The organism is Mycobacteroides franklinii (genome assembly GCF_002013895.1).
Lineage (GTDB): Bacteria > Actinomycetota > Actinomycetes > Mycobacteriales > Mycobacteriaceae > Mycobacterium > Mycobacterium franklinii.
Map to the genome: position 1 here is coordinate 54,594 of NZ_MAFQ01000021.1, position 23,058 is coordinate 77,651.

Genomic DNA, 23,058 nt, shown 5'->3' on the forward strand with positions numbered 1-23,058 from the left:
CGTTGAGTCGGTATGTGGCCAGGCCTATTTCTGCTGTACGTGATCGTCGAGGTGTCCGCGCTGGTGGCGTTGACGTCGGCCGTGGGCATCGGCTGGACCATCATCGCGGTCGCGGCGGCCTTCGTCGTCGGCCTCTTGCTGGCCGGATCCCAGGCCCGACGCGCCCTTGACCAGCTGCGACGAGGTGTGAGGTCGCCGGGTGGAGCAATCGCTGACGGTGCGCTGATCGCACTGGGCTCCGTCGCGGTGGTGATCCCCGGGCTGGTTTCCTCGGCCATCGGACTGCTGCTGCTCCTGCCGCCGACCCGTGCCGTGCTGCGGCCCGTCCTGACACTGGTCGCGGCCCGCCAACTGAGCCGGCGTGCACCCCTGGTCACCGTCATCCCTTCGGGGTTCGGCGCGTTTCAGACCGGCCGGCCCCGGGCGCGCACGGTCGACTACATCGACGGCGAGGTCATCGACGTCGCGGACGAATCCAGCGCACAGACCTTCAGATACCGTCCCGGCCACGACCTGCCTGCGTAGACGTCGCCTGAGCCCGGCAGAATTACCGAGTGCAGATTCGTTCGGGCGCTCTTCGCGCAAGCAGCTCATCGGAGCCGGGCGCTCTTCGCGCAAGCAGCTCATCGCAACTGCTCATCAACGCCCGGGTGCACAGCCCGTCCCATCCCGCGGCCACCGCGATGGCGGTGACCGGCGGTGTCATCAGCTGGATCGGCGAGGACGACCTCGGCCGCGCGGAGTTCCCGGACGCCCAGATCGTGGACCTGGAGGGTGCCTTTATGGCGCCCGCGTTTGTCGATGCCCACGTTCATGTCACTGCGCTCGGGCTGTCCATCATCGGGCTCGACCTGTCCGATGTGACCTCGCGCGAACAGTGCCTGGCCCGGTTGAACGCGTATGCCCGCGAGCACGCCGACGAGGTGATCTGGGGCCACGGCTGGGATGAATCACGATGGCCGGATCGGCATCCGCTGACCACTGCCGACCTCGACGCGGCGGCACCCGGCCGGGCCGTCTACCTCACCCGCATCGATGTGCATTCGGCCGCGGCATCGACCGCGCTGCGACAGCAGGTACCCGGACTTACCGAGGCCACCGGCTTCCACCCCGAGGAGCCGCTGGCCGCCGCGGCACACCATCTGTTGCGGGCCTACGCGCGCGATGCGCTCTCGGCGAAGGGGCGAGCCACCGCACGGCGGGCGGCCCTCGACACCGCCGCATCGCTCGGTTTGGTGTCGGTCCATGAATGCGGAGGGCCCGAGATCGGCGGGTTGGAGGACTTCCGCGAGCTGTTGGCCACCGAGCACGGCGTGCAGGTCACCGGCTACTGGGGGGAAGCGGCCCGCGATCCCGATCACGCGCGTGAACTTATGGCCTCGACAGGGGCTGCCGGTCTGGCCGGTGACCTCTTCGTCGACGGCGCCCTGGGATCGCGTACCGCCTGGCTGCAGGAGCCGTACCACGATGCGCCCCACACCTGCGGCACCAGACATCTGGATGCCGAAACGGTTGAAGCGCACCTGGACTCGTGCACGCAGGCCGGCATCACCGCGGGATTCCACGTGATCGGGGACGCCGCCGTCGCCCAAGTGGTCGAGGCCCTCGAGCGGGTTGCGGCGCGCCACGGTGTACCCGCCGTGGCGCGGTGCGGCCATCGGCTGGAACACCTCGAAATGATCTCCGCCGCACAGGCCGAGCAACTTGGCCGCCTCGGCGTGATCGCCAGCGTGCAACCGGCTTTCGACGCCCTATGGGGCGGCCCCGACGGCATGTACGCGGACCGACTCGGCGTGGACCGAGGTACTCAGCTAAACCCGCTGGCGCTGTTAGCATCCCAAGGCGTGCCCCTAGCGTTCGGTTCCGATGCCCCCGTCGCGCCCATGAATCCGTGGGTGACGGTACGGGCGGCGGCGCATCACCGCACCGCAAGTAGCTCCATATCGGTCCGTGCGGCATTCGGTGCCGCGACCCGAGGTGGCTGGCGCGCACAGGGAATTCACGATGGCGTCACCGGCACACTGGCCCCGGGAGCGATTGCCAGCTACGCGATCTGGGAGACAGGGGATCTGACCATCAACACCAGCCAACCGGGCGTTCAGCGGTGGTCCACCGACCCGCGCTCGCGCGTACCGGCACTGCCCGACTTATCGGACGCCACAGCTGTACTCCCCAAGTGTCTGCAGACCGTGCACCGCGGCAAGGTGATCCATGGCTGACGAGACTGTCGATGAGACGCGTGACGAGGATCTGGCTGATCTCGACGAGCAGTCCGACGTTCCGGCAGACGATGAGCCGGAGGCTCCCGTCGAGACCGGTCCTTCGCGCGGGAAGCTCTTCGCGGCGGCGGTAGGCGCGCGCGTCACGGCTTTCGGTCGAGCATGGATGCGGGCGGCGGCCCGCCAGGGCGCGGCCGTGGTCGGCGGTCTCGCATTGTGTGCGAGCTTCCCGCCCTGGGGTTTTTGGTGGGCGGCGTTCCCCGCATTGTCGGTCCTGGGACTGGTGCTGTGGTCGTCGAAGACCACGCTGCGCGGCGGACTGGGGTATGGGCTCCTATTCGGTCTGGCGTTCTTCATCCCGCTGTTGCCGTGGACGGGTCAGCTGGTCGGTGCCGTCCCGTGGTTGGCTTTGTCCTTGCTCTGCGCCACCTGGGTGGCACTGTTTGGCCTGCTGGCGGTCGCCGTGCGGAATCTGCCCGGTTGGCCGCTCTGGTTCGCCGCCGCATGGACGGCCACGGAATGGGGCAAGGCAAGCGTCCCGTTCGGCGGATTCCCTTGGGGCCGAATTGCTTTCGGCCAAGGCGATAGTCCGATGCTGAGTCTGGCCAGGTACGGGGGAGCGCCGTTGGTGTCCTTTGCGGTGGCCCTGGGTGCGTTTGCGGTCACCGCGCTGGGTATCGAGATGTATCGGTGGTGGCGCAGCCCGTCGGTGGGCCCGGATGGTGCCCGGCCGATGCCGTCGGTGCTGCTGCCGGGAACGTGCGTGTGCCTTGTCCTGATCGCGATGGCGGTCAGCTGGCAGCAGGTCCGGCACGCGAGCCACGGCGCCACGGACGGGCGGACCGTCACCGTCGCGGCCGTCCAGGGCAATGTGCCCCGGCTGGGCCTGGATTTCAATGCCCAACGGCGCGCGGTCCTCGACTATCACGTCAAGGAAACTCTCCTACTGGCCCAGGACGTCAAGGCCGGAAAGGCACCGGCGCCGCAGTTCGTGGTGTGGCCCGAGAACTCGTCGGATATCGATCCGATCCGCAATGCCGACGCGGCCGAGGCCATCAACGAAGCAGCGCAGGCCGTCGGGGTGCCGATTCTGGTCGGTGGAGTATTGCGGCATCCCGATTCCACCCCCGAACAGCCCAAGTCGATCAATTCCATCATCGTGTGGGACCCGAGCAGCGGCCCTGGTGAGCGTCACGACAAGCAGATCGTGCAACCGTTCGGCGAGTATCTGCCCTGGCGGAGCTTCTTCGCGCACTTCTCCGAGTACGCCGATCGAGCCGGGTACTTCGTCCCCGGGGACGGCAACGGCGTCGTCACCGCGGGAGGTGTCAAGATCGGTGTCGCCACCTGCTGGGAGGTCCTCTTCGATCGGGCGCTGCGGCAATCCACGCTCAACGGCGCCGAGATTCTCACGGTGCCAAGTAACAATGCCTTGTTCGGAACCGCGATGAGCGAGCAGCAGCTAGCCATCTCGAAGGTCAGGGCCGTCGAGCACGACCGGGAAGTCATCGTCGTCGGTACCACCGGGATCAGCGCCTTTGTCTCTCCCGACGGAGTCGACGCGGGCCGCACCAGGTTCTTCCAACCGGCCTACATCGACATGCAGGTACGACTGCATAACGACCTGACACCCGCCACGCAATGGGGGCCGTGGGTCGAATGGGCGATTGCTCTGATCGCCGTACTTGCCGTCCTGGCCTCGGCTGGCCTGGCGATACTGCACAATGGAGGGCTGAAGAGGCCGGAACGTGAGGTTGAGCCGGCCTCACCGATTAAGGAGACCTGACCGGAGTGGATCCCGTGACCGAACGTCCGAGTGCCCGGACCCTGGTGATCATTCCGACGTACAACGAGCGGGAGAACCTCCCGTTGATCCTCGGTCGGTTGCACAAGGCGCAACCCGATGTGCACGTGCTGATCGTCGATGACGGCAGCCCGGACGGGACCGGCGAGCTGGCCGACGAGGCAGCGCTTGCCGACCCTGATCGCGTACATGTCATGCACCGCAAGGAAAAGGGTGGCCTCGGCGCCGCCTACATCGCGGGCTTCGGCTGGGGTTTGGCCCGTCAGTACTCGGTGCTGGTGGAGATGGATGCCGACGGCAGCCATGCTCCCGAGCAGCTGTCCAGACTGCTCGACGCCGTGGACGCCGGAGCTGATCTGGCGATCGGCTCGCGGTACGTGCCCGGTGGCACCGTGGTCAACTGGCCGTGGCGACGGCTTGTCCTGTCCCGTAGCGCGAATGTCTATGCGCGGCTGGTGCTGGGAGTCAAGCCGCACGACATCACCGCGGGCTACCGTGCATACCGCCGTGAAGTGCTCGAAAAGCTGGATTTGGCGGCCGTCGAGTCGCACGGGTACTGCTTCCAGATCGATCTGACGCTGCGCACCATCGCGCACGGCTTCGAGGTTGTCGAGGTGCCGATCACCTTCACCGAGCGCGCGATCGGTGAATCCAAGATGAGTGGCTCGATCATCAATGAAGCCCTGGTCAAGGTGACCAAGTGGGGTGTCAAAAGCCGCTTGGACCGGGCCCGCGGCGTCAATCGCTGAGGTAGTCAGTCCTCACGCATTGCGGGCCATCAGGCCGCCGTCGACGGGAATGACCGCGCCGGTCAGATACGACGCGGCCGGCAGGCACACACTCAATGTCATGTGTGCGACTTCCTCGGCGCGACCGTAGCGGCGCAGTGCGGTACGCCGGCGGGCATAGGTGTCCTTGTCCTCGGCGGGAATCGCGGCCGTCATCGCGGTATCGATGGGCCCCGGGCAGATGCAGTTCACGGTGATCCCGTCCCGCCCCAGATCGACCGCCAGACTCCTGGTCAACCCGGCCAGGCCGGATTTGGCGGCGACATAGGGGCTGTCATACGGGGTGGCGCCGAGGGCCTCCGTGGATGCGATGTTCACCACGCGCGGGGCAGGGGAGTTGCGCAGAAACGGAAGTGCCGCGCGAACAACGCGCACCGGTGCGGTCAGGTGTACCGCAAGTGATCGATCCCAGGTATCGCCGTAATCGGGGTCATCGAGCGATCGGAACGCCGCGAACCCGGCATTGTTCACCACGATGTCCAGCCGGCCGAACCGTTCACCCACGGCGGCGACGACCTCGCTGATCTGCGTGTCATTGGTGACATCCAGCGCCCAGGGAACTGAGGCATCACCGATCGAGTCGGCGACGGCTTGTGCGTCTTCCAGGCGTAGATCGGTGACTGCGACGAATGCTCCGTCCGCGGCGAAAACGCGGGCGGTGGCTTCCCCCATCCCGCTCCCGGCGCCGGTAACGAGGGCAACCGAACCCGCTACCGATCTGCCGGGTGCACTCATGGGTGGGGTTGGACTGCCGCGGCTCTAGCCTCTACGGCGACCCTTGATCAGTTCCAGACGCTCTTTGAGCAGCTCATCGAGCTCTTCGACGCTGCGACGCTCCAGGAGCATGTCCCAGTGCGTGCGCGGTGGCTTGACCTTCTTGGGCTCGGGCACATCGCCGTCGAGCAGCGTGCCCTCCAAGCCATTGCGGCAAGCCCAGTTCGCCGGGATCTCGGCGTCATGGGCAAAGGGAACGTCGAATTCTTCACCGTTGTCGGTGCGGTAACGGGCCATACGACGGGGCGCCAGGTCGTGGTCACGATCGGTTTCGTAGCTGACGGCGCCGAGCCGGCTGCCTCGTAGCACGCGATCTGCCATGTGTACTTCTCCTCTTCACTGCGGGTCTGTGCGATCGGATCCCGCGTTTACATTGCTGGTGGCTGTCTACCTCAACGCGGCACCTGCGGCATTAGTTCCCTGTTCATGCAGGTTGTGGCCCTCATTATAGTTCGTGCACGCTCGCATGACTGTCACCGCTACGCATCTGTGACGCGTGGCGGTGGATACAACCGGAAAAGGAGTCTGTCTTAGCGACGCTGTGCCGTGGTGATCGCTGCCCGGCCGTCGGCAGGTGATCGACTGACATACGTCGGTGCGTAGTGCTGCAGTAACTCGAACGTGGTCAGGTGTGCCTCGCACGTGAAACCGTGTGAGGCGAGCAGAGCGTCGGCGTCGGCCGCGGTGAGACCGGTGAGATACGGCTCGCCGAATCGTGCGGCCGCCTGTGTCCAGAGCCGTGCGCGAGCGGAGGTGCTGTCCCCGGCCACGACATTGGTATCCAGGTAGTCGAAAACCAGTCGGCTGCCCGGCGCGCAGACCGCGGCGAGATCGGCCAGCGTCGCGTCCAGGGCTTCCCGGGTGAGATAGGCGGTCACTCCGAGCCAGATGATCAGACTGGGCCGGGTGGGATCGAACCCGCCCTCCAGAAGCTTCTCGCGGAGCGCGTCGTGCTCGAAATCGCAAGGTACCCAAACGATGTGATCGTTTCCGTCGCACGGCCGGAGCCGTTCCATGACGGCGCGTTTGTCCGCTTGAGTGGGAGGCGCGTCGACCTCGAAGATCTTCACTGGGCTGTCCGCGGCCCGGCGCAACGACGTGGTATCGAATCCGGCACCCAGCAGCACCACCTGATCGACACCGTCGTTGATGACGGCCTCAAGCACGTCGTCGGTGTAGCGCGCTCGCAAGACCAGGAAGAAGTGGCCGGCGGCACCGAATACGGATTTCAGTAATTCGATGAATGCGCGGGCGGCCAGGGGATGGATCAAACACACCCGCAACAGGGGACTACGGATGAAGTACCGCGAATAGGGATCGTCTAGCAGACGACGATCCGGTGGCTGTAGCGTCTCGGCCGCGCGTTGGGCGGCGCAGGATTGCGCCGTAAAACTCGCCCGACGATCTAGACGGCGACTTTTCACGCGCCGGTCTCCGTATCTGGTGTACAGCCATTATCTATTCTGCGGTTTTTGGACAAAGGTTTCCTTTTTATATCGGGCTCGCACCGGTCGTTGAGCGAACCAGTGATGGGTCCGTTTCCCTCAGCGCGCGGCACGGCACCCGCATGGGCCACCAGAACCACCGGCCCAGGAGGGTCGCGATGGAGGGGATGACGAGCGAGCGGACGATGAGCGTGTCGAGCAGGAGCCCGACGCCGACCGTGGTGCCGATCTGGGCCAGGGTGCTGGAGTAGCCGGCGATCAGCGCGAACATCGTGAAACCGAAGATCAGACCCGCGGTGGTGACCACACTGCCCGTGCCCACCATGGAACGGATGATCCCGGTCTTGATTCCGGCACGTAACTCTTCTTTGAAGCGGGCCACGAGTAGCAAGTTGTAGTCGGCGCCGACCGCGACCAAGAAGATGAAGGAGCACGGTGCGACCGCCCAGTGCAACGGCAGACCCACGCCGTATTGCCAGATGGCGACACTGAGCCCCCACGCGGAGAGAAATGACAGTCCCACGGTGCCGACGACGGCGACCGCGGCGACGAAGCTGCGCAGCAGCAGCAGGACTACGCAGAACACGAAGGCGAATGCTGCCACCGCGCTGGTGATGAAGTCTTCCTTGGCGAAGGCGGCGATGTTGAGCAGGGTGCCTCCGGCTCCACCGATGCTCACCGTGCTGCCGCCGAGTGAGGTGCCTTTGAGTGCTGCCTTCGCGGTGGGGACGATCTTTGCGCTGTAATCCATGCTCTCCCGGCTGAAGGAGTTCACATCGCCCATGACCAGCATCCGGGTGATCTTGCCGTCCGGGGAGAAGAAGACGGACATCGCGGATTGGAACAGCGGGGACTCGAAGGCCTGACTGGGGAGGAAGAAGTATCCGCTCGGGTCACCCTTCATATAGGTGTCGGCGATCTCCCGTAGGAACTGGGTGACCTCATTCATTTGCAGCAGCAGCGAGTCGGCCATGCCGCGGATGGGCGTCAGCGTTCGTTGCGCGTCGGCGAGGAACTGGTCCAACATGCGGACCTGAATCACCAAGTTCGGCAACGACTCTGAGGCGACACGGGAGGCGTCCACAAGATCCTCGAACTTGCGCCCTCCGGAATCGTTGAGTGCGTCGAGCACCGAGAGTCCGGTCAGCGCCGTGTTGCAGGGAAGGATCTGTTTGCAATCGGGGACCATGTCCACGAGCTGGCCTGCCGTATCGATGCCGCCCGCGAGCAGCGGCTGCATCTCGTTGTGGACGCCCTTCGCCATCTTCAACAAGTCGATGAGACGTTGCCGGGTGGCCTTGCCCGTACCGCCGGGAAGCTCGACGGCGCGCTGGGTGACCTGAAGATCCCTGAGGACTACCTTGACCCCCACGGAGAGCTGATCGATTTGGCCGGTGATTCGGGCGATGCCGTTGAGTTGTGTGCTGACCATCTCGGCTATTTGGGACATCCGTTCGCCGATGTATCCGCCTTGGTAGGTCAGGGTGCCTTGAGGCAGCGGCGAGATGAGCGGGCGGGTGATGCCTTGCACCGCTTGCACACCGTCGACGCTGTAGACGGCATTGGTCAGCTTCGCGAGCGCGATCAGGTCCGCGGAGTTGCGCATGTCGTGATCGGCCTCGACGAAGAGCAGATTCGGGTTCAGCATGTTGGGGGGCAGGTGCCTATCGGCGGCATCGAGGCCCAGGTTTGCTTCGGTGTTGGCCGGTTGGGCCGCCCGCTCGTTGTAGCTGATGACATACGTCGGCAGCACGAGAATGGCGAGTGCGAGCACGGCGAGGCTGCCGGCCAGTACCGGGCCGGGCCAGCGGACCACGTGGGTGGCGATGCGTCTCCAGCGCCGGATGGCCCGGTCGCCGCGGGGCTCGTAGAGTCCGAGCCTGCAACCGATCGCCAGTAGCGCGGGGCCCAGGGTCAGCGCCGCGGCCAGCGCGGTGAGGATGCCGATGGTGCACGGCAGACCGGACGTGGAAAATGCGGCGAGCCTGGTCAGGGTCATACATGCCGTCGCGCCCGCCACGGTCAGTCCGGAGGCGAAGATGATGCGCTGCACACTCGATAACGCGGTGTAGTACGCCGTCGTGGGGTCCTGGCCGGCTCGTCGTGCCTCTTGATATCGGCCCAGCAGGAAGATGCCGTAGTCGGTCCCCGCACCGAGGACGATGCCGGCCAGCAGGCTCGAGGCGAATATGGAGATGCCGATGACGCCGCGTTCGCCGAGAAGGGCGACGATCGGTCGGGCCGTCACCAGGGCAACCGCCACGACCAGCAGCGGCATCGATGCCGTGAACAGCGAGCGGTAGGTCAACGACATGATGATCGTGATGCAGATGGCGCACGCGATGATGATCGGCAGGATCGACCGGTTGATCGCCAGCAGTTCGTCGTTCACGACCGCGGATGGACCCGTCACATAGATCTTGACCCCCGCGGGAGGCGGGTACGCCTTGACGATGTCGCGCACCGCCTGGGTCGACTCCATGGCCAACGCGGTGCCCATGTTGCCGCTCAGGTTCAGATAGCTGAACGAGGCCTTCCGGTCCTGGCTTTCGAACGCCGGGGCGAATGACGGGTCGGACCATAGGTCGATCGTCGTGATGACATGTTTCTTGTCCGCCTTGAACTTCGCCATCAGGTCGGCGTAGTAGCCGTGCATCTCTGCTCCAAAGGGCTTGTCGCCCTCGGCCAGAACCGCCACGAAGTTATTGGTGCCGCCGTCACCGAAGTACTTGCCCATATTGGAGAGCGCCTGCACCGAGGAGGCCTCGTCCGGCAAGAAGGACAGCGCGTGCCCCTCGATCACCTTCTCGAGCTGGGGGCCCGCGGCATTGAGCCCGCAGGCGAGCAACACCCACAGGATGACAATAGGTATGGAAAGCCCGTACAGCAGTCGGGCATACAGGGGTCTGTGTTGCTCGCTGCTGGTGTAGGTGTCGCGACGGAACGGCACAGAGAACTCGTTGCGCACACGTCTACCGAATGCTCGCGATCGAACGGAGAAGCTGTCCTTGCCGCCGGCGGCCGGTATCGGCCCGGTGACCGCGTCGGTCTCGTCCCCGTTCATGCGACTTGCACCTTGCAGCTCGCGATGCCACCGGTGGCGGTCGCGACTTGTTCGTCGCGGACCTTTCCGTTGACGGTGATCCGGCATCCGACTCCGGTGGTATTGGATTGCACCACCATGCTCGTCACGAGGGATGGTTCCACGGTGCGTAGCGCCTCCTGCCATGGCAGGACGGTGTCGACGTTCTGGTTGTGGCCGTCGTCGTCGAGATAGGAGACCGTCGCCGGAGTCCCGGCCGGCCCGACCGCCTCGTACTGAATCGTCCGTTCGGTGAGGCTGCCCAGCGTGGGCAGGCGGCCCACGGTTCCCGCCGCCTCGTCCGGGATGTCGGTCGAACGCAGCTTGAAGATGAACAGCGCTGCGACGGTAAGCACCGCCAGCACAACAAGATACACCCAAGCGTTCCTCATCGAGCTACCTTTGGGTGAAGCGACAAAGTCATCTGAAACGCCCTTCGTGTTGCCAATCAGACGGGTACAGTCCGAACTCCACAGAATGACTCGACAGGTAAAGCATCGTTAGTGGTCAAGATGATTCCAGATCAGTTCGAATGTCTCGCTATTTCGGCAAAAGTTCCATTGTCTCCAGGTAAGTTCAACAACTAGGAGAGGGCAGGGCGTTGGTCGCAGTGGCTATCATTGGCATCGGGTGCAGATTCCCCGGTGGCATAGAAGATGCGGACAGCTTTTGGGAATTCGTGTTACTCAAAGGCGATGCCGTCGCAGACATTCCGAAGGACCGCTGGGATGCGGATAAGTTCTACGATCCAGACCCTGACACTCCGGGGCGGATGTACACCCGGCGGGCAAGCTTCCTCGCCCAGGGCTTCCGCCGATTTGATGCGGACTTCTTCGGGATCTCGCACCGCGAGGCCGCCGTCCTCGACCCGCAGCAGCGACTCCTTCTCGAAACCTCTTGGGAGGCACTCGATGACGCGGGTATCGCGGGGCAGGCGCTGGGCGGCAAGGTAGGCACCTTCATCGGCGGCTTCATGAACGACAACATGATCAGCCGGGGGCTTGCCCGAAACCTCGAGAAGATCAACAACTTTGCCGCGTTCAGCGCATCCCAGACCCTGCTGTCCAACCGAATCGCCCACGCGCTCGACCTCTGGGGGCCGAGCATGACCGTGGACACCGCGTGCTCTTCCTCGCTCGTCACAACGCATCTCGCGGTGCGTGCGGTCGCGAACGGCGAATGCGATGTGGCGCTCGCCGGCGGCGTTAATGTCATGTTCCAGCCGGAAACGTTCATCACCATGTGCAAGGGCAGGTTCCTCGCGGCAGATGGCCGCTGTAAGTCGTTCGACGCGGCCGCGGACGGCTATGGCCGCGGCGAGGGTGTCGGCATCGTCGTACTCAAGAACCTGGAGCAAGCGCAGCGGGACGGCGACCGTATCTATGCGGTGATCCGGGGTAGTGGGGTCAATCAGGACGGTCGGACGATAGCGCTGCCCGTGCCAAATCCGTTGTCGCAACAGCGTCTTGCCGAACAGGTGCTCGCAGAGGCGGGTGTCGATCCCGCGCTCGTCGGATACGTCGAGGCACACGGTACCGGTACGAGCGTCGGGGATCCGCTGGAGGCGGAGGCGCTGGGCCACTCATATGGCCAGGCTGCCGGCCGCACCCAATCTCTGATCATCGGCTCGGTGAAGAACAACTTCGGGCACACCGAGGCCGCCGCCGGCGTCGCGGGCCTGATCAAGGCCGCGCTCACGGTGCAGCGGCGCACCATCGCGCCGCAGGTCGTGCTCGACAAGCTCAATCCCCAGATTCCCTTCGACGAGCTCAGGATTCGGGTCCCGCTCGAGGTGGAGACCTACCCCGATCTGGGCGCGCCAGCGTACGCCGCGGTGAACAGCTTCGGCTACGGCGGGGCCAATGCGCATGTGTTGGTCTCCGAGCCTCCCGCACCGACAGCCCTCGAGGCTCCCGTGCCGGTCCGCGACAGCATCCGGATCTTTCCGGTCTCGGCACGCAGTGGTACGGCGCTGCATGAGGTCGCCGCGCGGTATGCAGAGATGCTCCGTACCGACAAGGGTGCGGCAGACGAGGCGAGCACGGTCTCCGACGACTATGCGCAGCGCCTGAAGACTGCGGCCACCGGGCGGCGGGCGCAGCACCACCTCCGTAAGGGCTTCATCTATCGCGACGCGGATGATCTGCTGGTACAGCTCAATTCCTATGCCGAGAGCGAGGAAGCGGCTCCGCCGCGTGCCCTCGTCGAGGGCATCTCGGATCCCGTGTTCGTCTTCAGTGGCATGGGTCCACAGTGGTGGGGGATGGCGCGCGGCTTGCTGGAGTGCCAGGGGGTGTTCCGGGACACCGCCGCCGACATCGATGCGGTGTTCCAGGAGCTTTCGGGCTGGTCGGTGATCGCAGAACTGCTGCGATCACAAGGGGATTCGCGTGTGAGTCGCACCGAGATCGCCCAGCCGGCGAACTTCCTGGTGCAGTCGGCATTGGCCAAGCACCTCGAACAGTTCGGCATCCGGCCCACAGCGGTAGTGGGGCACAGCGTCGGTGAGGTGGCCGCGGCCTACGTCGGCGGCGCATTGTCGCTGCGGGACGCCGCCACTGTCTCGTTCCACCGGTCTCGCTTGCAGGCGAAGACGGCGGGCTCGGGTGGCATGCTCGCGGTCGGACTTGATGCCGAGGAGGCCCAGCGCCGTGCCGCACGCTTTGGCACCGCCGTGTGCGTCGCGGCGATCAACAGCGCCGCGGCGACGACGCTGTCCGGTGACTCCGCGGCACTGCAGACCCTGCACGACGAACTTGCCGGGGACGGGATTTTCGCCCGGATGCTGCACGTGGAGGTCCCGTATCACAGCCAGCTCATGGATCCCATCCTCGACGAGTTGGCGACTTCCCTCGCGGGGTTGACGCCGCTGCCGACGGACATCCCGTTGTACTCGACGGTTACCGGCGAGAAGGTGAACAGCGCGGCATTCGCCGATCCCGCCTACTGGTGCCAGAACGTGCGTGAAAGTGTCCTGTTCGCAAGGGCGGTCGACACGCTCATCGCGGACCGGTATCGGGTCTTCCTCGAGGTCGGGCCGCACCCGGTTCTTCTGGGTAACCTGCGAGAGAGCTTTGTGCGCCACAGTATTTCCGGTGCCGCGGTGCAGACGCTGCACCGCGATCAGGATGACGAGCAGTCGGTGTTGCAGGCCATCACCGACCTGTACGCGGTGGGCGCTATCGATGCGCCCGGGCAGGCGGACATCTACGAGCACGGCGTGATCGCGCATATGGACCTGCCGAAATACCCGTGGTCGCAAGAGGAAGTGTGGGAGGAAGATCCCCTCACATTGCGCGCGCGGTACGGCGACGCCGACCGTTTCGCGCTTCTCGGTGACCGCGCGGACGCGCTGACGCCGCAATGGGAGGTCACCTTGGCCCCCGCGAATCTGCCGTGGCTGCCTGACCATACGGTCCTCGGCTCGGTGGTGCTGCCGGGAACCGCGTACCTGGACGCCGCCTTGTCCGCGGTGCGTCAACGCTCCGGTAGAGGCCAGGCCGGATTGGACTCGGTGGTCTTCGCGGTGCCGTTGGTCGTCGCCGAGCACGATGCCCCGATCACCCGCATCACCGTGGACGAACCCACCAAACGGTTCATCGTCAACGGCCGTTCCGCGCACACCCAGATGTGGACGGCACACGCCAATGGCCGTCTGGTGGAGGCGAATCTGGGGACGTCCCGGATCGAGGTTCCGGCGCAGTCGGTCAACGACAGGGTCTTCGACGGCCAGGATGTCTACACGGGGCTGGCCGCGGTCGGGCTCTCTTACGGGCCGGCGTTTCAGCGAATCCAGAGTGTGCGCATCGGATCGGCGGGCTGCGTCGCGCAGCTGGCGAGTCTGGTGGACGGTCCCGAATCTGGTTCCGCACCAAAACATGCCGTGCATCCGGCGCTCGCCGACGCGGCACTGCAATGCATCGCGGTTCTCCTGGCGGCGCGTCCGGAACTGGATATACCGCCGACGGCGCATGTCCCGGCTTCGATTGATCGCGTGCGGCTCTACCACGAGGTTCCCGAGGATCCGATCGCGGTCGTCGAGATCACCAGCACGCAGCCGTTGCGAGCCAACGCTTATCTGGCGTCGCGGGACGGCGAGGTCGCACTGGCGATGACGGGGGTCACCCTGCGGCCGGTCGGGTCGGCCTCGGCGCCGCTGTCCGAGCTTGAGCAGTACTTCTACGAACCCCGTTGGGAGCCTTTGGAGGAGGAGGTTGAGGGACAGCCTGCCGCTGCCGCCCCGACGCCGGTGGCCCGCGCCGCTAACGCGATCATCGAAATTGGGGAGGTGGCCGCGGCCGTCGCCGAAGGCGCTCGTCGTGCGGCCGCCGCCGGTGTCGCGGTCTTGAGCGCTGACACCGTGCACAGAGCAGATCTCGCCGAGACTTTCGCGGCGGCTCTGCACCGGGACGAGTTCTTGCGAGTGCTGGTCACTGTGGGCTCCGGGAAATCCGCCGTGGATAACGTCGATCGGCTCGTCACCGTCGCGCAAGCGTTGCGGGTGGTCCTGGAGGCAGAGACCGACCGCGGTGTCGTGAGTCCGGACGTGCAGGTGGTCGTGGTGAGCAAGAACGCCTTCCTCGCGCCGGGAGATCATGGCTTGGACCTCGATCAGGTGGCGCTGGTGGGGGCGCGCCGGGTGTTGGCGAACGAGCAACATCCCGCCAAATGGTCCCTGATGGATCTGACCGATGGGGTCACAGCGGACGAGGTGACCACGGAGATCGGTGCGATGAATCGCGCCGAAGAAGTGGCGGTGCGTACGGGTGTGCGGTGGACCCAACGGATGCGCCGGTCACTGCCGGAGCTCGTCGCGCCGTGGGAGGAACCGTTCGCGCCCACCGATCCGGACGTGGCCTACGAGGTGCAGATCCCGGATACCCGGACGCTCAAGGACATCACGCTGCGCGCGTGCGATCGCATCGAGCCGGGGCCCCGGCAGGTGGAAGTCCGCATCGAGACCGTCGGTCTCAACTACAAGGACCCCTTGAAGGTCCTCGGAATCCTGACGGAGCGCGAGCTCGGTAAGACCTATTTCAAGCTGGAGCCCGGCATGGAGGGCTTCGGTGTCGTCACGCGTGTGGGCTCCCAGGTTGACGAGCTGCGGGTCGGCGAAAGCATCGCGGTCGCCGAGCGGGGTCTGCTGCGCCGCTACCTGACCTTCGATCTGGACGGCGGCGCGGCCTGGGAGCCGATAGCGGACGTGCATCTGCAGCGGGAGGAATTCGACCCGCTTGCCGTCGGCTCCGGTGTCCCGTTCTTCACCGCCGGCTATGCGTTCTACAAGCTTGCCGACCTGCAGCCCGGCGAGACCGTTCTGGTGCACGGCGCCGCGGGCGGTATGGGCATGGCCGCGGTTCAGGTCGCGGTCAACATGGGTGCGGTCGTGTACGCGACGGCCGGCAGCGAGGAGCGTCGGCGCGCGGCACTGGACCTGGGCGCCACCGCGGCCTTCGACTCGCGCTCGATCGGGTTCGTCGACGACATTCTGGGGATCACCGAAGGACGCGGGGTCGACGTCATCTACAACTCGCTGCCCGGCGAGATGATCGCCCAGAACTTCGCGGTCGCCGGAGAGTTCTGCCGGATCATCGAGATCGGGAAGGCCGACATTTACTTCGGCGGGGCAACGGATCTCAAGCCGTTCAGCGGCAACCTGTCGTTTCACTCCGTCGACATGGATCGCATGCTGCGGATGCGGCCGGAGATCTTCCGCGAGCTGCGGCGCGAATGCACCGAGATGCTCACCGCGGGCAAGCTCACCCCACTCCCGTACACGAGATTCCCGATCGACCAGATTGTGGGGGCGTTCGAGGCGGTATTCCGTGCGGAGCACATGGGCCGGATCGTGCTGGATCTACGCGATCAGACCCCGACGCTGCTGCCCCGAAAGTCCGACCCGGTCCCGGTGCGTCCGGGCCACTCCTACCTCATCACCGGTGGATTCGGCGGGTTCGGGCTGGCCACCGCCCGTTCGTTGGCCAGGGCGGGGGCGACTCATCTGATTCTCGCGAGCCGCAGCGGTGCCACGACGGAAGTGGCGCGAGCACAGATCGAGGCTTTGCGTGCCGCCGACGTCGATGTGTGGGAAGAGCGGATCGATATCAGTGACTATGACCAGGTCGCGGACCTGGTCGCGAAGGTGGAAGCTTCGGGGCACCCGCTGCGCGGCGTTTTCCACGCCGCCGCGGTGGCGCATGACGAGGTGATCGCCGATATCAGCGCGGAGTCGCTGTACAAGGTCTTCGGCCCGAAGGTGAGCGGTGCGCTGAACCTCGACAGGGCCACGCGTGAGCACAATGTGCAGCTCGACCACTTCGTGCTGTACTCCTCGATCAGTGGTCTCATCGGCATCGTGCCGCAGCTGACGTATGCCGCGGCGAACAGCATGCTGGACGGTCTCGCCGTCTCGCGGCACGCGGCCGGGCTGCCGGCTCTGTCGGTGAACTGGGGCGCGATGAGTGGTGGCGGCATGGCCGAGTCGGATGCCATCGTCAAGTTCCTCGACTCGGTGGGGCTGCGCCGCCTGAACATGGATCTGGGAGCAACACTCATGCAGGAGTGCTCCCGTTTCCCGCTGCCACAGGTCGCCATCGCGGGTATCGATTGGGGAGTCTTGCGTACCCCGTTGCCCTCGACCGCCAAGAGCACCCGTTTTGCGCATTTGTCCGCGGAGGCTGCCGCCGTGTCGAACGAACAGGCTGCCTTCCGCGCGGCGGTGTTGGCGCTGCCGGAGGAGGAACGCGGGCCGATGGTCACCAAGGAGCTGGCCAAGGAACTCGCCAACGTTCTCAAGGTCGACGTGGACAGCATCGATCCGACGGGACCGATTGCCGATCTCGGGATCGATTCGCTGATGGCGGTGGAGTTCGCCGCCCGAGCCGGCAAGCAGTTGAACATCCAGATCAGTGCGTTTCAGTTCACCCCGGATCTCACTCTTGAGGCGGTGGGTGCCCGGGTGGCGCTGCTCATTGCACAGGGGGTCGGCGATCCCGACCACGACGGGATGTAGCTGGTCGTGACTACTACTCAGCCGCCCGCTCCGCTCGAGTGTTGGTGGTGGCCTCGGGCGTATCAGCCGTCGTTGCCCACCGTGCTGTTTTTCCCGGGAGCTGGGGCGAACCACGCTGGCGAGCAGCACCTGGTTCCGCATCTGGCGGGGGTGAACTTCGGGGTGTGGCGGATGCCGGGGCGCTGGACCCGGTCGGCCGAGCCGCATCCGGACAACCTGCTCAGGCTCGCAACGGAGTGTGCGGAGTCCGTGATCGGACTCGGCTGCCGGCGTCCGGTCCTGGCCGGGAAAAGTTTCGGCGGGCTACTGGGTTATGCGGTATGCCAGGTATTGGAGGCTCGCAATTTCGAAGTGGGCCGGTTCATTCCGGTGGTGAGCGGCCATCCGTCTCTCTGGGGCATGGATGCTATCTACGGCAAGGCCCGCGGCCATAGTCTGAAAGAGCACGCAACCTGGAGGCTCGCCAACGATGAGCAGCGCGGCGCCTGGCCCCCGAGGAAAATCGCGGACGAGGCGCTACTGGAACAGGCGCGACTATTCGTGGTGACCGACCTCAGTCTCGGTCTGCAATCGATCCCGCATCATCGGATCAAAACGCCGACCACCGAGGTGAGCGCAAAAGATGATGAGGTGCTGCCGAAGTTCGCCGCACCACGCCGGTGGGCCGCGTACACGCGTGGTGAGTTCACGAGCATCCTCGTGACGGGCGGACATTACTTCTACTGGGCGAATCCTCAGGCCTTGGCGACCATTCTGACCAATGAGGCAGAGTTCGCATTCAGCGGTTCATTCTCGTAGCCAACAAGATTCGGCACATTTGACGTGCTACGGCTCTGTGCGCTGACAGTCCGGGCCGGTGTACTGCCAGTTCGAGTTGCTTGTGTACTCACAACCCGGGCCTACGTACTTCCAGGCTGGGGGCGGGGCCGGGGCGCGCAGTTGACCGCCTTCGCCCGATCCGTTCCGACCCGAATACCGCCAGCCCCAACCACCGAACCAGCTGTCCGGGTTGACGCAGCCTGTCATGGTTCCCGGTCCCCACGGTCCCCATAGGGGTGGGGGCGGGGGTGGGGGGTTGAGCCCGTCGAAGCACACATCCGCGGGAGCCGGCGTCGGCTGCGCCGTGGCCGGCGCCGCGTTCATGACTGCGGCCGGAGCGGCGATGACGCCTGCTGCTAACACGGCCTGCCCGAGCATGAGGATCTTCTTCATCGCACAACCTCCGACGTTGGATGCCGCTGTGACTCCGCAAGATTAGCGCACTCTTGGCTGTTTTCCGGGCAATTGCGGTAATTGCGCTCATTGGTACGGCGTGGAGCGAAGCGATGCCTGCGGCACCCGTCTACCAGTGATGTTACCGAGGCTGGCGCGGGCAGGACGGACAACACAATGAGTTGCCCAACCCCAACGACGGGTGGCCCGGTGGCGGTGTGGCAGGCAAGGCCGTGTGCGAGTGCGGACGGGGGCCACCACTACGCTTCTGAACGTGGCACGTCGCAAACATGCTCAGCCCTGCAAGTGGTGCGGGCGTGAAGTCGACGACGCCGAATTGGGCCGGCGGCGCCAGTATTGCCGCCAATCATGTCGTCAGCGCGCCTACGAGCAGCGGGCGGCGGTCAAGGGCACCTCGGTGCCCGCCGATGCCGTGGTGCTCACCGCCGACGAAGCGACCGACCTGGCCGATCGGGTGTATCAGGCGCGATGTGCGGCCGAGGATGTCGCGACCGCAGTCGACGAGGGCGCGAGCCAGGACGAGCTGCGTCAACTGTGCGAGGAGCTGTTGCGGGCCGCCAAGGCCGCCGACGGCTGGCGCTAACTTTCTTGCTCGTGGCGGCCGGGATACCCGTCGAATCACCGCGAAATTAACTCTTCACGGAATCGGAACGCGCCCATAGGTTGTCGGTCACCTACCGATATCAGTTGAGACACCGCCGCCGACCCGTGAGGACTCTCGAGCTTTTCATGACCACCCGTAATACGTTGGTGGCCGCTGCGGCGACTGACTCCGATGCCTCTGTCTCCCGCCCGTCCCGGCGGGAGCGGATCTTCGGTCGGCGCTGGGAGATCATTCGTTTTCTCTCGCCGTTCACGGTGCTGCTGATCTGGCAGGCCGGTAGTGCGTGGGGGCTGATCGATCCAGACATCCTGCCCGCACCATCGACCATCGCCCGCGCCGGAATCGAATTGATCGGCAACGGGCAGCTTGCCGAGGCGTTGCGGGTCTCCGGAGTACGTGCCGGCGAAGGTCTGCTGCTGGGCGGCCTGGTCGGAGTGGTGCTGGGTGCGGCGGTCGGGTTGTCGCGGCTTGTCGACGCCGCGGTGGACCCGACCATGCAGATGATCCGTGCGCTGCCGCATCTGGGGCTGATTCCGCTGTTCATCTTGTGGTTCGGCATCGGTGAGTTGCCCAAGGTGCTGATGGTGGCACTTGGTGCGGCGTTCCCTTTGTACCTCAACACCACGTCCGCGATCCGGCAGGTGGATCCCAAACTCTTCGAAACCGCACAGGTACTTGGGTTTTCGTTTTGGCAGCGGTTGCGTGTCATCATCGTCCCCGGCGCCACGCCGCAGGTGCTCGTGGGGTTGCGCCAGTCCCTGGCGTTGTCCTGGCTCACCCTCATCGTCGCCGAGCAGATCAATGCCGACGCCGGGGTGGGATTCCTGATCAACAACGCACGCGACTTCCTTCGTATCGACGTCATCATCTTCGGCCTGGTCGTCTACGCGTTGTTGGGCATTGTCACCGACGCCATCGTGCGGGTGCTGGAACGGCGTGCGTTGCGATACCGATCATGAAAGGCCCATCATGACAGTGGTTTTCGAGGTGACTCAATTGTCGCCGGAGCGTGCCATGCCTGCGGCTGAACTGTCCGGAGTGACCAAATGGTACGGGCGCAACCGGGTGCTCGACGACGTCTCGCTACGGGTCGGTCAGGGTGAGATTGTGGCGCTGGTCGGGCGCAGCGGCTCCGGCAAGTCGACGGTTCTCCGGGTGCTGTCCGGCCTGGCCGGGGACCACGACGGCGAGCGCGAAGTACTCGGAGCTCCGGCTGTTGCCTTCCAGGAGCCGCGGCTGTTCCCGTGGCGTTCGGTGCGCGAGAACGTGCGGTACGGGCTAACCCGCACCAAACTTTCTAAGGCGGAGGCATTTTCGCGCGTTGATCGAGCCCTGGACGAGGTGGGGCTCGCCGACAAGGCGCAGGCCTGGCCGCTGACGCTCTCGGGCGGGCAGGCGCAGCGGGTGTCTTTGGCACGGGCGCTTGTCGCCGAGCCACGGCTGCTGCTACTCGACGAGCCCTTCGGCGCACTCGACGCGCTGACCCGGCTTTCGATGCACCGACTGCTACTGAACCTCTGGCGCGAGCACGCGTTTGGCGTGCTGCTGGTCACCCATGACGTAGACGAGGCGATATCGCTGGCCGACACTGTGCTGGTGCTCGACGAGGGCCGGTTGGCGCACACCCTGCGCATCCGCAATCCCCGTAAACCCCACGGTAAGCACGACGTCGAAACCGAGAACTACCGAGGAGAGCTCCTTGCGCAGCTTGGTGTTTAAGTCAATCGTCAGCGCAACCGCGATCGTGCTGTCGTTGACGGCCTGCACCTCCGGCCGCGACGATAAGGGCGACTCCGCGGCGCCGCAGCTCGTCCCCATCTCGGAGCTGGCGGGTCTGACGCTGCGCGTGGGCGATCAGAAGGGCGGCACCGAGTCGCTGTTGCGGGCGGCGGGCGAGCTCGACAATGCGCCGTACAAGATCGAATTCTCCACCTTCACTTTCGGTCCCCCGCAGATCGAGGCGTTGACCGCCGGCAAGATCGACTTCGCCGTCACCGGGAACACGCCGCCGATCTTCGGTGCCGCGTCAAAGGCGAGAATCAAGGTGGTATCTGGGTATACGAATGACGCCTCGGGTGACCAGATCCTGGTCGCCGACGCTTCCCCAATCCACTCGGTGGCCGACCTGCGGGGCAAGAAGGTGGTTGTCGGGAAGGGGAGTTCGGCACACGGCAATCTGTTGCTTCAGCTACAGAAGGCCAATCTCACCATCAAGGATATTCAGCCGATCTTCCTGCAGCCGGCTGATGCGTTCACGGCATTGAGCCAGGGCCAAGCGGACGCATGGGCCATCTGGGACCCGTATACGGCACTGGCCCAGAAGCAGCTGAAGGTTCGCACTCTCGCGACCGCGACCGGTGTCGCGAACGGATACGGATTCGGTGTCGCAGCACAGGTTGCGCTGCGTGACGCTCGGCGCAATACGGCACTGTCGGACTTGGTTCAGCGCATCGCACGGGCCAGCGTGTGGGCCCAGGCCCATCCACAGGAGTGGTACGGAAAGTACGCTGCCGCAATTGGAATCGATCCGGCGGCAGCAGAACTCGCGCAATCGCGCAGCTTGCGGCTGTCGATACCGCTGGACTCCGAGGTCAACGCTTCCGAGCAGAAGCTGGCCGATCTGTTCGCGCAGTCGGGCCAGATTCAGGGCACGCTCATCTTCTCAGATTTCGTCGACGACCGTTTCGACAACGCCCTCAAACAGTTCTTCGCCAAGTCCCAGTAACCCGCACAAGGAGAGTAATTCCCGTGGCCGCCAAGTTTTTCTGGTTTTTGCCCACCAACGGAGACAGCCGTTCGATCGTGGGCGCCTCTCACGCCTCGACGCATCACACTGTGCCGGCGGGTTACCGCGAACCGAGCCTGCGGTACCTCGGCGAAGTCGCGCGTGCCGCGGACCGGCTGGGCTTTGAGGGTGTGCTGACCCCCACCGGGACCTGGTGCGAGGACGCGTGGCTGACCGCGGCGGGGCTGCTGGATCAGACGGAACGCCTGAAGTTCTTGGTGGCATTCCGGCCGGGTCTGGTCCCGCCGACTCTGGCCGCGCAGCAGGCGGCGACCCTGCAGCGCTTCTCGAACGGCCGGCTGCTGCTCAACGTGGTCAGCGGCGGCGACGACGCCGAACAGCGGCGCTTCGGAGATTGGCTCACGCACGACGAGCGGTACGAGCGCACGGGTGAGTTCCTGCAGATTGTGCGCGATATCTGGAAGGGCAACGCGGTCGACTTTTCCGGAAAGCACTACACGGTGACCGATGCGCGGGTATCTGAGCCGCCAAACCCCTTGCCGGAGCTGTATTTCGGCGGCTCTTCGCCGGCCGCGCTACCCATCGCAGCCGACCATGTCGACGTGTATCTGACGTGGGGTGAGCCGCCCGCCGCTGCCGCGGCGAAGATCGAGGCGGTGCGCGCGCTGGCGAAGGAGCGCGGGCGCACCCTGCGGTTCGGTATCCGCCTGCACACCATCAGTCGCGACACCTCGGAAGCGGCCTGGGCCGTCGCCAATTCGTTGGTCGGTGAGCTGACCCCCGATCAGATCGCGAAGGCGACGGCGCTGCACTCGAAATCGGAGTCCGAGGGTCAGCGGCGCATGACCGCACTGCACGGCGGCCGTCTGGACAAGTTGGAGATCTATCCGAACCTGTGGGCGGGGGTCGGATTGGTGCGCGGAGGTGCCGGCACGGCGCTGGTGGGTAGCCACGAAGAGGTGGCCAACCTGATCTCCGAATATCACGCGGTCGGGTTCGACGAGTTCATCCTGTCCGGGTACCCGCATCTCGAAGAGGCTTACTGGTTCGCCGAGGGTGTGCTTCCGCTGCTCAAGAAACGGGGGGCACTCGCCGCCTAGGCCAAGTGGGCGCTTTCGTCATCGAGATCGTTGCGCCGCAGGCCCATTGGTGTCGAGGCCGGCAGGTCGCCACCGGCGATGACCTGCCGTGTGATCGGGGTGAGGGTGCGGAAGAGCGTCTCCACCTCCGCATCGGTGAGGGCATCGAGCACCGGTAAGGACGCGCTGTCGGTGCGTTCTTCGATATCGGCCTTCACGGCATGGCCTTGCGGGCTCAGCCCATCCCTGTCCAGCAGGCCACGCCGGGTCAG

At 65.3% G+C, this 23,058-nt stretch carries 18 protein-coding genes; 11 read left to right on the plus strand and 7 right to left on the minus strand.

Going from position 1 to position 23,058, the window contains the following annotated elements:
• Window positions 1–12 precede the first annotated feature (12 nt).
• The 4 genes from B4393_RS25740 to B4393_RS25755 all read left to right on the plus strand — a co-directional run bounded on the left by B4393_RS25740 (window position 13) and on the right by B4393_RS25755 (window position 4,772).
• The gene (locus tag B4393_RS25740; RefSeq protein ID WP_078336540.1) at window positions 13–525 is read left to right on the plus strand and encodes an FxsA family protein; all 513 of its coding nucleotides are present in this window, start codon (window positions 13–15) and stop codon (window positions 523–525) included.
• 158 nt (window positions 526–683) lie between these two features.
• On the plus strand, window positions 684–2,219 hold the full coding sequence (locus tag B4393_RS25745) for an amidohydrolase (protein WP_078336561.1): 1,536 nt from the start codon (window positions 684–686) through the stop codon (window positions 2,217–2,219).
• Entirely contained in the window at window positions 2,212–4,005 is a 1,794-nt protein-coding gene (gene lnt / locus B4393_RS25750) for an apolipoprotein N-acyltransferase (RefSeq protein WP_078336541.1), read from the plus strand. The genes B4393_RS25745 and lnt overlap by 8 nt, the downstream gene beginning before the upstream one ends.
• 5 nt (window positions 4,006–4,010) lie before the next feature.
• Window positions 4,011–4,772, plus strand: a complete 762-nt coding sequence (locus B4393_RS25755) for a polyprenol monophosphomannose synthase (protein WP_078281389.1) — start codon at window positions 4,011–4,013, stop codon at window positions 4,770–4,772.
• Between the two features lie 12 nt (window positions 4,773–4,784).
• On the opposite strand, the gene B4393_RS25760 is transcribed toward B4393_RS25755, so the two are convergent.
• The 5 genes from B4393_RS25760 to B4393_RS25780 form a co-directional block, all read right to left on the minus strand.
• Entirely contained in the window at window positions 4,785–5,546 is a 762-nt protein-coding gene (locus B4393_RS25760; RefSeq protein ID WP_078336542.1) for an SDR family NAD(P)-dependent oxidoreductase, read from the minus strand.
• A 24-nt stretch (window positions 5,547–5,570) separates the two neighbouring features.
• Window positions 5,571–5,906: an RNA polymerase-binding protein RbpA gene (locus tag B4393_RS25765; protein ID WP_043079148.1), complete on the minus strand. Its 336-nt coding sequence runs from the start codon at window positions 5,904–5,906 to the stop codon at window positions 5,571–5,573.
• Window positions 5,907–6,115: 209 nt separating this feature from the next.
• Window positions 6,116–7,009: a class I SAM-dependent methyltransferase gene (locus B4393_RS25770; RefSeq protein ID WP_078336543.1), complete on the minus strand. Its 894-nt coding sequence runs from the start codon at window positions 7,007–7,009 to the stop codon at window positions 6,116–6,118.
• Window positions 7,010–7,076: 67 nt separating this feature from the next.
• Complete coding sequence (locus B4393_RS25775; RefSeq protein ID WP_078336544.1) at window positions 7,077–10,094, minus strand: MMPL/RND family transporter; 3,018 nt, start codon at window positions 10,092–10,094, stop codon at window positions 7,077–7,079.
• Window positions 10,091–10,489, minus strand: a complete 399-nt coding sequence (locus B4393_RS25780) for an MmpS family transport accessory protein (RefSeq protein ID WP_078281385.1) — start codon at window positions 10,487–10,489, stop codon at window positions 10,091–10,093. Before B4393_RS25780 ends, B4393_RS25775 begins: the two co-directional genes overlap by 4 nt.
• Window positions 10,490–10,713: 224 nt before the next feature.
• On the opposite strand from B4393_RS25780, the gene B4393_RS25785 reads away from it, so the two are divergent.
• Together B4393_RS25785 and B4393_RS25790 are read left to right on the plus strand one after the other, a co-directional pair.
• Window positions 10,714–17,124 (plus strand): type I polyketide synthase, encoded by a 6,411-nt coding sequence (locus B4393_RS25785; RefSeq protein ID WP_078336545.1) that lies wholly within the window; start codon window positions 10,714–10,716, stop codon window positions 17,122–17,124.
• A gap of 6 nt (window positions 17,125–17,130) precedes the next feature.
• Window positions 17,131–17,922 carry a thioesterase II family protein gene (locus B4393_RS25790; protein WP_078336546.1) on the plus strand — a complete coding sequence of 264 codons (792 nt, stop codon included), beginning with the start codon at window positions 17,131–17,133 and terminating at the stop codon, window positions 17,920–17,922.
• Between the two features lie 27 nt (window positions 17,923–17,949).
• Here B4393_RS25790 and B4393_RS25795 read toward each other — a convergent pair whose 3' ends face one another.
• Window positions 17,950–18,336 (minus strand): hypothetical protein, encoded by a 387-nt coding sequence (locus B4393_RS25795; protein WP_078336547.1) that lies wholly within the window; start codon window positions 18,334–18,336, stop codon window positions 17,950–17,952.
• 274 nt (window positions 18,337–18,610) lie between these two features.
• Here B4393_RS25795 and B4393_RS25800 point away from each other — a divergent pair, with 274 nt between their 5' ends.
• The 5 genes from B4393_RS25800 (at window position 18,611) to B4393_RS25820 (ending at window position 22,807) form a co-directional block, all read left to right on the plus strand.
• Window positions 18,611–18,940, plus strand: coding sequence for a hypothetical protein (locus tag B4393_RS25800; protein ID WP_070937122.1), 330 nt, complete (start codon window positions 18,611–18,613; stop codon window positions 18,938–18,940).
• A gap of 146 nt (window positions 18,941–19,086) precedes the next feature.
• The gene (locus B4393_RS25805; RefSeq protein WP_078336562.1) at window positions 19,087–19,920 is read left to right on the plus strand and encodes an ABC transporter permease; all 834 of its coding nucleotides are present in this window, start codon (window positions 19,087–19,089) and stop codon (window positions 19,918–19,920) included.
• A 10-nt stretch (window positions 19,921–19,930) separates the two neighbouring features.
• On the plus strand, window positions 19,931–20,680 hold the full coding sequence (locus B4393_RS25810; RefSeq protein ID WP_078336548.1) for an ABC transporter ATP-binding protein: 750 nt from the start codon (window positions 19,931–19,933) through the stop codon (window positions 20,678–20,680).
• Window positions 20,661–21,686: an ABC transporter substrate-binding protein gene (locus tag B4393_RS25815; protein WP_078336549.1), complete on the plus strand. Its 1,026-nt coding sequence runs from the start codon at window positions 20,661–20,663 to the stop codon at window positions 21,684–21,686. Before B4393_RS25810 ends, B4393_RS25815 begins: the two co-directional genes overlap by 20 nt.
• Window positions 21,687–21,709: 23 nt before the next feature.
• Window positions 21,710–22,807, plus strand: a complete 1,098-nt coding sequence (locus B4393_RS25820) for an LLM class flavin-dependent oxidoreductase (RefSeq protein WP_070937125.1) — start codon at window positions 21,710–21,712, stop codon at window positions 22,805–22,807.
• On the opposite strand, the gene B4393_RS25825 is transcribed toward B4393_RS25820, so the two are convergent.
• Window positions 22,804–23,058, minus strand: a 255-nt coding sequence (locus B4393_RS25825) for a helix-turn-helix domain-containing protein (RefSeq protein ID WP_413816168.1), incomplete at its 5' end; no start/stop codon positions are given. The two genes, B4393_RS25820 and B4393_RS25825, sit on opposite strands and share 4 nt — an antisense overlap.